The 14,537-nt window shown below is 52.4% G+C and carries 14 protein-coding genes and 1 other RNA gene; 7 read left to right on the plus strand and 8 right to left on the minus strand.

The features are described from left to right. Nucleotides 1–21: 21 nt before the first annotated feature. The 3 genes from argS to CFX1CAM_RS08690 form a co-directional block, all read right to left on the minus strand. On the minus strand, nucleotides 22–1,779 hold the full coding sequence (argS, locus tag CFX1CAM_RS08680; protein ID WP_087862643.1) for an arginine--tRNA ligase: 1,758 nt from the start codon (nucleotides 1,777–1,779) through the stop codon (nucleotides 22–24). A 283-nt stretch (nucleotides 1,780–2,062) separates the two neighbouring features. Then, nucleotides 2,063–2,326, minus strand: coding sequence for a 30S ribosomal protein S20 (gene rpsT / locus CFX1CAM_RS08685; RefSeq protein WP_087862644.1), 264 nt, complete (start codon nucleotides 2,324–2,326; stop codon nucleotides 2,063–2,065). A gap of 96 nt (nucleotides 2,327–2,422) precedes the next feature. Further along, nucleotides 2,423–3,748: a hypothetical protein gene (locus CFX1CAM_RS08690; protein WP_087862645.1), complete on the minus strand. Its 1,326-nt coding sequence runs from the start codon at nucleotides 3,746–3,748 to the stop codon at nucleotides 2,423–2,425. Nucleotides 3,749–4,075: 327 nt separating this feature from the next. On the opposite strand from CFX1CAM_RS08690, the gene rnpB reads away from it, so the two are divergent. After that, nucleotides 4,076–4,452: RNase P RNA component class A (rnpB, locus tag CFX1CAM_RS08695), an RNA gene on the plus strand. Nucleotides 4,453–4,500: 48 nt separating this feature from the next. Here rnpB and CFX1CAM_RS08700 read toward each other — a convergent pair. The 3 genes from CFX1CAM_RS08700 to tgt are packed head-to-tail and all read right to left on the minus strand — an operon-like array spanning nucleotide 4,501 to nucleotide 7,219. Next, nucleotides 4,501–5,250, minus strand: coding sequence for a type 2 periplasmic-binding domain-containing protein (locus tag CFX1CAM_RS08700; RefSeq protein ID WP_087862646.1), 750 nt, complete (start codon nucleotides 5,248–5,250; stop codon nucleotides 4,501–4,503). A gap of 4 nt (nucleotides 5,251–5,254) precedes the next feature. Beyond that, on the minus strand, nucleotides 5,255–6,079 hold the full coding sequence (uppP, locus tag CFX1CAM_RS08705; protein ID WP_087862647.1) for an undecaprenyl-diphosphatase UppP: 825 nt from the start codon (nucleotides 6,077–6,079) through the stop codon (nucleotides 5,255–5,257). A 15-nt stretch (nucleotides 6,080–6,094) separates the two neighbouring features. Further along, complete coding sequence (tgt, locus tag CFX1CAM_RS08710) at nucleotides 6,095–7,219, minus strand: tRNA guanosine(34) transglycosylase Tgt (RefSeq protein ID WP_087862648.1); 1,125 nt, start codon at nucleotides 7,217–7,219, stop codon at nucleotides 6,095–6,097. 146 nt (nucleotides 7,220–7,365) lie between these two features. Here tgt and CFX1CAM_RS08715 point away from each other — a divergent pair, with 146 nt between their 5' ends. The 6 genes from CFX1CAM_RS08715 (at nucleotide 7,366) to CFX1CAM_RS08740 (ending at nucleotide 12,348) form a co-directional block, all read left to right on the plus strand. Then, complete coding sequence (locus CFX1CAM_RS08715) at nucleotides 7,366–8,058, plus strand: PHP domain-containing protein (protein WP_162287676.1); 693 nt, start codon at nucleotides 7,366–7,368, stop codon at nucleotides 8,056–8,058. A gap of 95 nt (nucleotides 8,059–8,153) precedes the next feature. After that, a complete protein-coding gene (locus CFX1CAM_RS08720) occupies nucleotides 8,154–8,606 on the plus strand; it encodes a hypothetical protein (protein WP_087862650.1) in 453 nt (150 codons plus the stop codon). Between the two features lie 183 nt (nucleotides 8,607–8,789). Continuing rightward, nucleotides 8,790–9,650, plus strand: a complete 861-nt coding sequence (locus CFX1CAM_RS08725) for a glycosyltransferase family protein (protein ID WP_087862651.1) — start codon at nucleotides 8,790–8,792, stop codon at nucleotides 9,648–9,650. A 137-nt stretch (nucleotides 9,651–9,787) separates the two neighbouring features. Further along, entirely contained in the window at nucleotides 9,788–10,849 is a 1,062-nt protein-coding gene (gene prfA, locus CFX1CAM_RS08730) for a peptide chain release factor 1 (RefSeq protein WP_087862652.1), read from the plus strand. 43 nt (nucleotides 10,850–10,892) lie between these two features. Next, a complete protein-coding gene (prmC, locus tag CFX1CAM_RS08735; RefSeq protein WP_269457050.1) occupies nucleotides 10,893–11,705 on the plus strand; it encodes a peptide chain release factor N(5)-glutamine methyltransferase in 813 nt (270 codons plus the stop codon). A 16-nt stretch (nucleotides 11,706–11,721) separates the two neighbouring features. Further along, nucleotides 11,722–12,348 carry an L-threonylcarbamoyladenylate synthase gene (locus CFX1CAM_RS08740; RefSeq protein ID WP_087862654.1) on the plus strand — a complete coding sequence of 209 codons (627 nt, stop codon included), beginning with the start codon at nucleotides 11,722–11,724 and terminating at the stop codon, nucleotides 12,346–12,348. 345 nt (nucleotides 12,349–12,693) lie between these two features. Here CFX1CAM_RS08740 and CFX1CAM_RS08745 read toward each other — a convergent pair whose 3' ends face one another. Beyond that, the gene (locus CFX1CAM_RS08745) at nucleotides 12,694–13,677 is read right to left on the minus strand and encodes a DUF4349 domain-containing protein (protein WP_157891810.1); all 984 of its coding nucleotides are present in this window, start codon (nucleotides 13,675–13,677) and stop codon (nucleotides 12,694–12,696) included. Nucleotides 13,678–13,804: 127 nt separating this feature from the next. Further along, entirely contained in the window at nucleotides 13,805–14,536 is a 732-nt protein-coding gene (locus CFX1CAM_RS08750) for a metallophosphoesterase family protein (protein ID WP_087862656.1), read from the minus strand. Nucleotide 14,537 lies beyond the last annotated feature (1 nt).

Consider the following 14,537-nt stretch of genomic DNA (forward strand, 5'->3'; position numbering starts at 1 on the left):
GTTGGTTAACACACGTTATGATTACATGACACTGGGCGCTCTGATTCCCAGCAACCGCAAGCTGCTTGCCAGCACTTGCTGTGCTGCTGCAACCAGCCGTAAACGAAACTCCCGTATGCCGGGCGCGGCATTAAGCACCTGGCAAGAATTATAAAAGTCATTAAACGCCCTGGCAACCTCAAAGGACAGATTAGCAATAATCAAGGGTCGATACTCCTCGGCAGCCCGATAAACTTCTGCGGGCAACCGGGTCATTAATTCAATCAGGTCCACTTCGGTTTTGTGCAATTCATCTGGATAAACCTTAAGCTCCGGCAAAACTTGCCCGGCTTTGCGCAATATGCTACCTGCCCTTACATGGGCGTACTGAATATACGGCGCAGCCTGGCCGTTAAAATCCAGCGCAGCATCCCAATCAAAGGTGACCACTTTGGTATTGTCCCGCGAAAGCATCGTGTATTTAATTGCGCCCAGTGCAACCGCTTCGGCGATCTCTTGTTTTGTTGTTTCAGTTAGTTCCGGGTTCTTTTCTTCAACAATTGCCTTAGCCCGGCGTGTCGCCTCTCTGACCAGGTCATCAAACAGCACCACCGTTCCTTCGCGAGATGCCATCGTCACATTTCCGGGCAGATTCACCAGCTCATAAGCCAGGTGGTAGAGTTTATCCGCCCACTCAAAGCCCATGATCTCTAATGTCTTAAAAATCTGTTTTAAATAAAGTGACTGGCGCACATCGATCACATAAATCGATTTGTCCAATTGATAGTCTTCAAATTTTTTAATCGCCAAGGGCAAATCCTTGGTTGCATACAGCGATGAACTATCGGATCGGAGCACGACTAAAACCCGGTATTCATCTTCGGTTCCTAAAATTTGATCCAGATCCATAATCACGGGTCCCTCAGGACGTTCATCCTGTGCCAGACCTGATGCGATCAAGCTCTCGACCAATTCAACGCCCGCAGTTTCCACTTCACTTTCATAATACAAGCGGTCAAAGTGCTCGTCCAACTGGTGATAGATTTGATCAAACCCCTCCAGCGACCAGGCACGGGTCTTTTCCCACAAGGCAAGTATTTCAGGGTCTCTCTGATTCCAGCGGGCATACAGGGCACGCACTTCCGCTTCATTTTCCGGATCCTGGAACAAGCGGTCCGCTTCTGCGTAGATCTGGTTCATCCAGTGCGTATGGTCCTCAGTGGGGGTTTCACCGTCATGGTTCTTCAAGTAATTCCACATCCATTTGATCACATGCAGACCAATATCACCCAGGTAATTCGCCCGGATCACCTTGTATCCCGCACATTCCAAAATCCGGCAGATGCTGCCACCCAGGATCACATTGCGCAGGTGCCCCACATGAAAGGCTTTATGCGTATTGGGCTGTGAGTATTCCACCATTACGGTCTCACCCCGGTCGGGATGGCAGCCATAATGCGCCCCCTGTTCCAATACGGTGTCGATCACCCGCTGCGCGTAGGTTGAGGTTGAAAAATACAGGTTGAGGTAGCCGTTCACGGCTTCAGCGTGAGAAAAGCCGCCCAAATCATCCCCCAGGTAGGTTTTTATGCCCTCAGCCAGCTCCTGCGCGCGTTGGGGTACATTGATCTTTTTCCCCGTCCGCGCCTCAGCCGCTGCCAGAGGGAACAGGGGCACTGCCAGACCCCACTCACCGCTGAAGGGAATCTGCCGAAATTCAATCGCCGCGTGTTCAATCTCCAAAGATTGTAAATACGCCTTGATTTTCGATTCGATAAACGTTTTCTCTGCTGCAAACATGAGCTGCGATCATCCCGATGGCATTTTTTCGACCGAGAGTATTATATCACCTGGATCATGGATAAAAAAGCGATCTGGTCGATTTCTAAGGCTAACGATTGGCTATACGAAACCCTCAATGGCGATTGATTTCACAAATATCTTCGCTTGATCCGTTTTCCTGAGTTGTTGAATGTTTTTACCGCTAAGATTTAATTCTTCGACGGTTCTAATAAGCACAAAACGGGAGCACATTTTGCTCCCGCTGCAATTGATCCATTAACACAGGTTTAACGCGCAGACGCTAATCCATACGGTTTAATCGCTGCATCAGTCGGCTTTTCTGGCGTGCAGCCTTGTTCTGATGATAAACGCCCTTTGCGGCGGCTTTATCGATGGCTTTTGTCGCAACCTGGGTCGCTGTGCGCGCTTCCTCAACATTGCCGCTCTCAATCGCCAGCCTGGCTTTTTTAAGGGCTGTGCGGGCTCGTCCCCGAACCTCACGATTCTGGTCGCGTCGCTTTTTATTTTGACGATTGCGTTTGATTTGCGATTTAATATTTGCCAAGGTCCTACCTCCAATAGCTTTCTGGATTTCTTTCAATGTTAACGACGGCTTATTTTACCTGAAGCAAGGGCGTTTGTCCAGTCACTTATCCTGTGTTTAATCGTCTTCTATGAACGAATTCATATAATCCCGGATTTCAGGTATGGCGGTCAACTTCTCATAAAAGAAGTTATTCACCACGTTGATCACCTCATCACGAGCCGCTTCTGCTTCCGCAGTCAGAGACACATTGGTTTCCATATTTTTGATCGCATCCCTGAAGCGCAAAATGCGCTTGACGATTTCAGCCTCGCGCGGGTCCTCCATGACTCGGATGACCTCCATCATCAATTCCTCAGCCTGGCGGGTCAATTGCTCGGTTTTGAAGGGCGCATTGGCTGCGATGGCATCGTCCACGGTGCGAATCAACGACCACACCTGGTACAGCAATGAAGCCGGCTCATCAAAAAGCTCTCGCAGGAAAACCGCTTCAGGGTATTGACCCGTCAGCCGGAAGATATTGTACATGCGCTTGGCAGCCTTCCCATAATTAATCTGCTTGGTGAGGTATTTTCGCACCTCCCCTTCCAGCGCGGTCACGTATTCGTCCAGCGCATCTGCGCTGACGTGTTGCGCCAACTTGGAGAAAATCGGTACGGATTCAGCCTGCAGGTAAATTTCCTGAAAATAAGGGTCCAAATACCCATCCAGCGGCGTGATCGAACCGTCGGGCGCCTCCCAGGTCACATCCAGCATATTGCTAGCATTCGCCAGCGAACCGTTGATCGGGTCTGCCACCACCCAGTCCAGTTTGCACCAGCCCGGGTCCTGGGCAGCCTCCTCCCAGGGGATCTCAAAGGGTTGTCCGTCTGGCGTAAAGCCAACCTTCTTTCCAGCAGCGATTTCATCCGGCTCCCAGGAGATCGGGCTGTCAGCCCGGTAAGTGCGATTACCCTTGACAAAATCCGCCGGGTAAGAGCCCATTTTCACCTCGATCAACTGGTAGGTCGGTCCCTGCGCCGTTGAGAGCGCCTTCTCGCGCATGATCTCCGCCAAGATCTGGCAGGCCGCTTCCTTTGTTGGCGCGATGATGTTCACCCGCTCAAAATAGTCAGCATCGCCCGGAAAGCGTTGAATTTTTGACTGCGCCGATGACCCCGACAGCGCCAGCGCGGTCTCTACCCGGCCGGGCTCATCATAGAACTCAACCAGGTTGCCAATTTTGCGGAAATAATCCAGCCGCTCGGGGCTGAAATCCAGCATAACTACATTCTGACCGAAGACCCCGGTCCGCTCGCAAAAAGCGATGTCATCATCGCTCTCTTTTGCCTTCTGGATCGCTTCCAGCCACTCCACAGCTTCGGTTTCGTCCAGCTCCACATTCAACCGCTGCGCCGCATCGATTACATCCTGAATATCTTTTTTTGAAAACTGCTTAACCATCAGATACACCTCCGAATCAGCCCATTTTCTAATAATGTATCAAATCAGACCAATTAAGTCAAGTATTTTCACCGCGCCTGTGTTTCGGGTTTAAAAAATCTTTAGCCTAGTCTTTGGGTTGGGCAAAAACAGTTCGATGCCCTTTCAGGGTACATAGAGAATTTGCAATGGGTTGTTGCTACGAATTGAGATAGTATTCTCTATTTCAATAAATTATTATTTATATTTACATTCATTCATAAACCGATTGAAAAATTTCATTTATCTTTCAACACCACCAACCTTTTGATCGCATTTAATCGTATAATAAGACTCCATTCAGAAGACCAGGTCAGCCGGATGGACGCGGGCGCGCGGCGCCCGAGGAAAGTCCGCACACCACAGGGCAGCATGCCGGGTAACGCCCGGAAGCGTGTAAACGTTTGGAACAGGGCCACAGAGAGAAGACCGCTCACCTTTGGGTGAGTAAGGGTGAAAGGGTGGTGTAAGAGACCACCGGCGGGGGCAGCAATGTCCCCGGCCAGGCAACCCCCATGCGGTGCAAGGTCAAGCAGGAGAGAAGCTCTTTTTGGGCGGGAGCAGCCCGGCTCCCCATCATCTCCGGGTAGACCGCACGAGCTGGCGGGCAACCGTCAGCCCAGATAGATGTCCATCCAGGCGGGTTTCCCACCGGACAGAATGCGGCTTACAGGCTGGCCTGGTCTTATGTGTGATCATTCACTGATCATCACCTTGATTTTCCCCCGCAGCGCTCATTGAGCGCTCTGCAAGCAAGTCAGCAGCGCCTTCAAACGGCCTTCCGGCGCCTGTGAGGTGACCGCCAACACGTACTGCTTGCTGGCAATCGGCGTTTCAGCGTCGATGGGCACAATGCGCATTCCCTCCGTCGCCTGGCTCTGCAGCAGGAAACCGATCCCCGTGGGGTACAACGCCAGCAGTTCTTCTAAAAATCCCACTGTTGAAAAAGTCTGCACGGCGCTCGGGATGGCGGCATCGTGTAGAAATGCCTTCCTGAAGAGAAACGTCATTTCATGCTCGGCAGGGTAAGCCAGGGGTACAATCGGCGCTACTCCTGCGCCCGGGTTGACCCGTGCTTCAGGGACATCAGCCCAGTCGCTGATCTCCCCGGCGTAGATCGCCTGCAGGCTCTCCAGGCTCAGGGCAGCCGTCGGCACGTCTCTTCCTGCCACCAGGACGATTTCCTCGCTGCCCATCACCGCCACGAACACATCGCCCTCCATCCGCTCCCCCAGGCGCAAGACCAGGTCGCTATCTTCACCCGCCAGGTCTGCTCGGGGTCGAACCCGGGCATAAACACCAAAATCGGGGATCTCCTGCGCACAGGCGGCGACTCGCGGCAGCCAGTGTTCCACCGCCGGGGTAACCTGCACTGTGATCACCTCGGGCTCAACGCTCTCCAGCGCGCCGGGCAATGGAGGCTGGCAAGCCGTCAATACAAGCCCAAAAGCCAGGACAAAGGCAACCCGTATTATCACTTTCATCGAGTTATCTCACCGCCCAGACCAGAATTGAAACGCCACCCAGCAGGAAGCAGTACGCAGAAAAATAAGCCAGCGAATGTTTCGCCAGGAATTTCAGCAGCCAGCGGATGGCGATATAGCCCACCACCAGTGCGGTCAGGAAACCCAGCGCCATGATCGGCAAAAAGCTTGCCAAATCCGGCACTTCCTTCACCATCTTATAGGTTGAAAGAGCACCTGCTGCCAGCATAATCGGGATCGACATCAAAAATGAGAACTTGCCCGCAGCTTCGCGGCGCAGGTGACGCAGCATCCCGCCGGAGATCGTCGCGCCCGAACGGGAAATTCCCGGCACCAGGGCAAACACCTGCATCACACCCATCATCAACGCGGTTGAAAAAGTCACATCGTGGGAATCCCCGAGATTCTGGCTGACCCTTTCTGCCAACAGCATCAGGGCAGCCGTCACCAGCAGGGCGATCCCGACAACGAGGGGAGATGTGAACGCCGCCTCCACCAGGTCGGAAAACAGCAATCCAGCCAGCCCGGCAGGGATCGTCGCCAAAATCAGCAGCCAGCCCATCCGGGCGCTGGGGGTGACAAAGGGCCTTCCGGCAAACAGTTGCTTGAAAAAATCAACCAGGATGGCAGCCAGATCCTTGCGAAAATAGAAAATGACAGCCACCAGCGTGCCGACCTGCACCAAGACGTTGAAGATGAAAGTCTCTTTGACCGGCAACTGCCAGTTAAAAAAATAGGGCAGCAGCACCAGGTGCGCCGAACTCGAGATCGGTAAAAACTCGGTGACGCCCTGGATAACCCCTAAGATAACAGCCTGAATGACGGACATGGTTTGATCCTCTTTTTATGAATTCAGGTTTGATAAATACGCCCTGGCAAAGTGGGCATATTCTCCCGCTGAGATGGCGGCTCGCAGGCGGGCTACCAGGTTCAGCAGCGTATGGACATTGTGGATCGAAAGCAGCGTACCTGAGAGCATCTCACGTGCCTGGATCAGGTGGCGGATATACGCCCGAGAATGAGTCTGGCAGGTATAGCAGGTGCAGGTCTCGCTGATCGGGCGCTCATCGCGGGCATAGCGGGTATTCATCAGGTTCATCTGACCGCTGTCGGTCATGGCGGCGTTGTGCCGCGCCAGTCGCGTCGGCAGCACGCAGTCAAATAGATCAACCCCCAAGCCAACGCACTCCACCAGGTCCTGCGGCGTGCCCACCCCCATCAGGTAGCGCGGTTTCTCAACGGGCAAAACTGCGTTGACCACTCGGATCATCTGGTGCATCTCGGGTTTGGTCTCACCTACCGAAAGCCCGCCGATGGCGTTGCCCGGCAGGTCCAGCCCGGCAATAACTCTTGCCGACGCCTCCCGCAAATCAGGAAACGCCCCGCCCTGGACGATGCCAAACAGAGCCTGGTCAGTCCGCTTTTTGGCTGCCAGGCAGCGCTCTGCCCAGCGGTGAGTGCGCTCCACGGCGCGCTGATTGTATTCGCGGTCGTAGGGTTCGGCACATTCATCAAACGCCATGATGATGTCAGATCCCAGGTTTTCCTGGATTGCCACCGAAAGCTCGGGCGTGAACCGGTGGGTCGAACCATCGATGTGGCTTTTGAAGGTCACCCCTTCCTCATCGACCCGGCGCGTATCTGCAAGGGAAAACACCTGAAAACCGCCAGAATCCGTGAGGATTGGCCCGCTCCAGCTCATGAATTTGTGTAACCCGCCCATTTCAGCGATCAGATCATCTCCCGGGCGCAGGTAGAGGTGATAGGTATTCGCCAGAATCAGCTTCGCGTCCAGTTCACGCAGATGGCGCTGGGTTAACGATTTGACCGTCGCCTGGGTACCCACCGGCGCGAAGATCGGCGTGGGGATCGAGCCGTGCGGGGTGTGAAAAACGCCAACGCGGGCATCCCCATCCTGAGCCAGGAGTTCAAAGGTGAAGGTGTCTGATGGTTTTTCGGGTTTTTGCATCGGGTTTAAACCTGAACTTAATCTCGATTGATGATTATACCTTAGGAAAGCCGTCGCTTTATCAACACCTATTTTCTCCGCTCCGGCGGTGCACCAGGGTTAAAAACCACTTGATAGGATTCACTCAAACCGCTATACTTCATGACATGAACACTGAAGATACCCACCTCTGGCTGCGGGTTGAGCTGCACGTGCACACGGCTGCCTCGACCGATAGCCTGGTTTCACTCCAAAAACTGATCAATCATTGCCAGCGCATCGGCATCGATCGCGTCGCGATCACTGATCACAACAGCATCGATGGCGCACTGGAGGCTCACGCCCTGGCGCCTGAACGGGTCATCGTCGGGGAAGAGATCGAAACCACCCAGGGCGAACTCCTCGGGTATTTCATGACCGAGCACGTCCCACCCGGGCTTGAGCCCATGGAAGCCATCCACCGCCTGCGCGCCCAGGGCGCGGTGATCAGCGTGGCGCATCCCTTTGATCGCGTCCGCAGCGCACAATGGACCGCAGAGGGGCTGCTGTCTATTGCACTTCACGTGGATGCAATTGAAGTCTTCAATGCCCGCTGCCTGGGCAATCACCCTAACCAGCAAGCCGCAAACTTTGCCAGAGCCCAGGCTTTGCTGACCACCGTTGGCTCTGACGCGCACAGCCTGGTTGAGATTGGGCAGGCATCGCTGTGCATGCCCCCCTTCGATGATGCAGGCGGTTTTATCTCAGCCCTGCAATACGCTGTGCCCAGAACCCGGCTTTCACCGGCATACGTACACCTCTTTTCGACCTATGCAAAACTGGTTAAAAGGCTCCGAAAAGTAAAAATCGCTCATCATTGATGATCTCATCTATGAGCGCCACCACCCGGGATAATCTTTACTGAACGGACGAAACGCACCGCACAAAATTTTCTTGTTTTCATTATAATTACACCATGCATCAATTGTTTTCCCGCCAGAACAACCCGCGTTCGGTTTGGGCAGCGCGCGTGTTAATCGCCATCGTTTTGTTCTGGAATTTGCAGGCTGCGGTTCATTTCATGCTCAAGCCGGCTGTATATGCCCCCTCCTTCCAGTTACAGGGCGTTCCCGGTCAAGTGGCAATAGCCGGATATGGCATCCTGTTTCTGATGTGGCAGGTACCCTACGTCTTTGCCGTGCTGCATCCGGGCATATTTAAAATCTCGTTGTGGTCAGCGTTGATCATGCAGGTCATCGGGGTGATCGCTGAATCGCTCCTGCTTTCCACAATCCCGGGCGATTACACGCTCCTGCGAGGCAGCATCACCCGCTTCATCATCTTTGACGGCGCCGGCGTGCCGATCTTGCTGGGCGCACTGGTGTTGGTGCGGCGTGAAAAATGTCACTCAAACCCGCAAAGCCGTTAGGCATGTTGAAGCGCTGAAAAAACCTCAATTTTCACTGCCGCTTCTATCGACATTTTCACATCGATTTACACGCTCCACATCATCAGTTGTATTATAATGAAGTTAGTTTAATATCTCATAAATGATGAGCGGGCTGAAATTAACCCAGGGCAAGCGGACAAAGGCGTTGATCGAGAGGTCCAAATGGTCATGCAACAGGAAAGAAAATACCCGGTCTTTGTGATGTGCGGGCGAGACCATCAACGGAGCAGATTATTAAAAAACATCGACCCGGACGAGAAGTACAAATCCAAAGCTTTACTGCCTTTTTTGGGCAGGCGCTTGATTGATTGGCAACTGGAAGCGCTGAACCGCTCCTCTTACATTGAAGGGCTCTACCTGCTCGGGCTATCCGCAGCGGATGCCCGTTTCAGCTTTCCGGTTCACTACGTGCCCGTTGAAACGACGGCAGAATTCCCTGATAAACTTGCAGCCGGTCTAGAATATCTCAGCGCAATCGGTAAAAATTCGCACCTGGTGGTGATCAGTTCAAGCGATGCGCCAGGAATCCAAACACCCCAGATCAACCAGTTCTTCGAACATTTGAATTCCCTGCCAGGAAGTGAATTTGTGTTATCGCTGGTTCCCGAAGACCGGGTCGAAGTTGCCTTCCCAAATTCTGGGCGGGTCGTACTCCGCTTTCGTGATCAAAACCTTATCCTGGGTGAGCTTTTCGCCCTCAGTCCGCGCGCCATTCGTAACAATCGCAAAATCATCTCCCAGATCAGCACCCGTCGCCTCCAGATCAACCGCCAGGCGGAAAAGATCAATCCCAAGCCGGTGATCCGCTTACTGGCTCAAAAACCTCACATGTGGGGCGTGATCATCAAGTATCTTTTCGGGCGGGCAACCTTGGAGGACGCTGAACGAATGATCACAAAAACCTTCGGCTACCAGACCAAGGGGGTGATCATTTCCGATGCAGGTTTTGGTATGGATATCGATCTCCCCGAGGATTATGAGCGCCTGAAATCATATGTTCAGGCATTAATGTGTCCCCCATAGCTCGATCTTTTACGTGGATGGGGGTCAGTGGTGAAGGGTTTTTTCGGTCATCACCGGTTAACGCAAGCCCAAATTCATCTGAAGGAGTATAATCCGTTGGCTGAAAATGGAAAATAATAAAAGTGAAGTCTTAAGAAATGCTTGAAAAACTTACCGGGATCATTCAACGCTTCGAGGAAATCGAAGCCCAACTGGCACAAGTCGGCGATGACTACGCCGCTGCTATTGAGCTATCAAAAGAACGCGCGGATCTTGAAGCACTGGTGATGCTGGCACGCGACTACCGAGAAACCCTGGATCGCATCGAGGAAACCAGAGTTCTACTTGATGCCGAAGATGAAGACCTGCGCAACTTGGCAGAAATGGAGCTCGAAGCCCTCGGAGATCGGCGCGACCAGCTTGAAATCCAGCTTAAGAGCATGCTCGTTCCCAAAGATCCGCGTGATCAACGCAATGTCATCATGGAAATTCGCGCGGGTGCTGGCGGTAACGAGGCAGGGCTGTTTGGAGCCGATCTGTTTCGGATGTACTCCCGCTATGCAGAGCGCCAGAACTGGAAAATCGAGATCCTCTCCCTTCATGAAACCGGCATCGGCGGGATAAAAGAGGTCAGCTTTATGATCAAGGGCAAGGGTGCCTTTTCGCGTTTGAAATTTGAATCAGGCGTGCACCGGGTGCAACGCGTCCCCGAAACCGAAGCCCAGGGACGCATTCACACCTCGACGGCTACCGTTGCCGTATTGGCAGAGGTTGACGATGTCGAAATCGAAATTGCCGATTCGGATATCTCCATCGAAGTTTTCAAATCTGCAGGCGCTGGCGGTCAAAACGTGCAGAAAAATGCCACCGCGGTCCGCATCACCCATCTCCCAACGGGCATGGTCGTCGCCTGCCAGGATGAACGCTCTCAGCTTCAAAACAAAACACGCGCGATGAGCATCCTTAAAGCGCGTCTGTTTGAAATCGAAGAACAAAAAAAGCACGCCCAGGAAGCCGCCACCCGGCGCTCACAAGTCGGCACAGGTGAACGCTCTGAAAAAATCCGCACCTACAACTACCCGCAAAACCGTGTCACCGATCACCGCATCAACCTTTCCTCCTATAACCTGGTCGGTTTTCTGGATGGTGATATCGACGAATTCATCGATGAACTAACCCTGGTTGACGAAGCCGAGAAATTAGCCATGGTGGAGGAATAAACCCATTAACCTGCAGCACACCCGGCAAAATCTCAATTTTCAACTGGCACAGGCTGACTGTGAGGCGCCCGGGCAGATCAGCCTGGTTTTGCTTCAACATGTCCTCAAACAGTCAAAAAGCTGGGTGCTCAGCCATTCAGAATACAGGCTCACACCTCAAGAACATGAAGCCCTGCAAGAAAGCCTTGATCACTTCCTCAAGGGCGTTCCCCTGCCTTATATCCTGGGTTATTGGGAGTTTTTTGGGCGAACCTTCCAGCTCACGCCCGATGTCCTCATTCCTCGTCCAGAAACCGAGATGCTGGTTGAATTCGCACTTCAGCACGCCCAGGGTTTGCACTCCTGTAGAATCATCGATATTGGTACGGGTTCAGGTTGTATTGCCATCAGCCTGGCGGCAGAATTGCCTGAAGCAACCGTATTCGGCGTGGATCTCTCCATGGCTGCACTGCGCATTGCACAAAAAAATGCCCGCTACCACAATCTACCGCACATTCATTTCATCCAGGCGGACCTGCTTTCATCGTTTTCAACCCAGTTTGACCTGATTTGCGCCAACCTGCCTTATATCCCCACCCGAACACTGGACGCCCTGCCGGTCTCCAGGTGGGAGCCTCGCCTGGCACTCGATGGCGGTCAATCGGGGATGGAAACGATCCGCCGCTTACTCGTTCAGGCTAAAACCAGAATGGCGCCAAACAGCGTACTCCTGCTTGAAGTCGAATCCACCCTGGGCGCAAGCACCCTGGCATCAGCCCAAGAGGTGTTCCCCAATGCGTATCACCAGCTCGTGCCTGACCTGACCGGTCTTGACCGCATGATCAAAATCCAGTTGATAAGCGATGACCATCTTTAAGAAAAGGGGATAACCTGTGATTAAAACCCGCATCCTCAGCATTAATGACCCCCAGGCGATACCAGCTTCCAAACGCATTATCCAGCAAGGCGGATTGATCGCCTTCCCCACTGACACCATCTACGGCGTCGCTTGCGATGTTTTTAACCCGCAAGCGATTGAAGCCATCTATGCCGCTAAGGGGCGCCCGGTTGAAAAAGCTTTGCCGGTATTAATCGGTGATTATCACCAGCTGGCTGAACTGATCCTGAACCCCGACCGGCGCCTGGAACGAATTACAGCCGCGTTCTGGCCAGGTCCGTTGACCCTGGTCCTCCGTAAGAACCACAAAATCCCCCACCAACTATCAGCCGATGTAACCATCGGCGTTCGTATGCCAAACCTGGATTTCACCCTGACCTTATTGCGTGAGACCGGTCCCCTGGCAACGACCTCTGCCAACCGTTTCAGGGGTCCCAACCCGGTTGACGCCAATGATGTGATCGCCCAATTGGGAGGCCGAATTGATTTGCTCATAGACGGGGGGGTAACACCCGGTCAGACCGCTTCCACCGTCGCCGACCTCACTGGAAGAGACATACGCATCTTGCGCCCCGGGCCAATTTCTCTTGCCGACCTGCAGTCGGTAGCAATCGATGAATAAGCCCGCTCACGATCAGTTATCTTAATATATTTTAATCTATATCGTCCATACTTGGCTTAACCCGTCTGATCGCGCGAAGACAACGATCTCGTAAGTTCGGGATTTTTTATCCTGTGTCAGTTTTTCATCATAAGGGTCTGGAACCGCATCCGGGATTTTGGTCTCAATCTGGCGAATCTGTGGATTAGCATATGCGATTACACTGGCAGTTATCAAAATAATGTCGCTAAATATCGTGCGAACCAATTTTTAACACTCGCATCCAGGCTTACAAACAACAAAAAAGCACCCCTTTGTGATGGGGTGCTTTTTTAAATCGTTATCGTTTTTTTTTGAATGAGGCAGCTATTCGCCCGGTTCTGGCGCTTTCCCCGGTTGGCTGAGCGTCTCGATCTCAGCTTTTCCTGCCTTCTTCAGTGCTTTTCGTTTACGGAAATATCTCACCAGGAAGTAAATTACAATCCCTAAGGGGATCAGGAAGGGCAGGCAGAAAATGCCAAACCAGATCAATGCGTCAACCAGGAATTGACCCGCGTCAATTAACGCTTCGACAGCCTCTTTAACGGTTCCTTTTGGTTCCCAGCCAGCGATCTCTATTGGCTGCAAGGAACGTTTGGACACAACTTCGACCGACAGCGCTGAAAGGGCTGCAGATTCTTCCAGATACCGCATGCGCCCTTTGACAATTTCAATCTCACCTCGATAGTAGGTCAATTCGCTGAACACGTCCAGCACATCCTGGGGATCCTGGGCATCCTCCATCAACGTTACCAGGGCTTGCTCAGCAGCCTCCAGGTTGCGCAATCGGGATTCAAGGTCGGTGTATTCAGCAGTGACATCCTGACCCGAGACGTTTTCAGAAAGTACATCATCCTTAGGATTGAGCGTGAGCGCCCTGATCGACGTCATGATCGGATCCAAACTCCCGGCTGGTACCCGCACCGTGATATATGCTTTCGGTAAATTTCCTCGATCCGTATTCGTCTTATACAGATTAGAAGAAACCACAAAGCCGCCTGAATCAACTGCCATATCGATTATGGCTTGCATGGTTACCTCAGGGTCTTCTACAGAAATGCGCATCTCTGCGTTGTAGACCACCATACGTTGGATCATCTTCGCCGATTCACCCGTTCCAGAGACAAATTCACGTCCTTCTTCAATCGCGTACTGTTCTTCAGCGACCATATCGTAGGATTCCATGGGTGCCGCGTACATCGGTGCCTCCCTGGCTTCATAACTGTCAGGCGCGGATTTCGAAGCACAGGCGCTTAACACAATTGAAAGCATCAATAAAATAAAAAACGAAAACGTCAGTCTTTTCTTCATAATTTCTCCTCTTTTTCTCTTATACAAATCTATTATACAGCTAAAAGACGCCTGTATTGAGAGAAAAGTTCCAATAAAATTGAAAACCATCCCCAGTTGCAACAAGCGCCTGTTCCAATTCCAATCATTACCACCCACCCGCCAGTCTATTGGCGTGAAAGCGTGGAAGTCCGGCAGACAAAATTCGCTCCTGCACCCGGGCAATATCATAGGCAACTCGATGGTATGACCATTTTAAACTATCATCGTCATAAACCATGTAAGCTGCCCGCGGGTCCCGATCGCGCGGCTGTCCAACCGACCCTGGATTGACGATGCATTTTTTCTCAAACGAGAAGGGTTCATTTTCAACTATAAAAAAGTGCCTGGGAACCAGCGAGTTTTCCCCTGACATTTGAAAAACACCCGCCACATGCGTATGACCCACCAGGCAGACCGGTGTATCGAAATGTTTCATATTCGCTCGGGCGGTCGATAGATCCAGAATGTATTCCCAAACCGGATTGCGCGGGCTACCATGTGCAAGGGTCACGCCATCTATAACAAGGCGCTCCGGTAAATTCGCCAGCCATTCCTTTTGGGAAGGCCCCAGCCGGTGTTCCAGCCAGTAAATTGAGTTTCGCGCCTCTTCATTAAATGTCTTTATGTCGATTTCACCCAAGATGGCTGCATCGTGATTGCCCTTCACACACATCAGCCCCGGTAAATCTGCAATCCGATCAATACATTCATTGGGGTCAGGCCCATAGCCAACGATATCGCCCAAACACCAGACACGATCATACTCACCTGCATGCTCCAGCACTGCGTCCAATGCGGGCAGATTGGCATGCACGTCTGAGATGATCAAAATTCGCATG

The organism is Brevefilum fermentans, from assembly GCF_900184705.1.
Lineage (GTDB): Bacteria > Chloroflexota > Anaerolineae > Anaerolineales > Anaerolineaceae > Brevifilum > Brevifilum fermentans.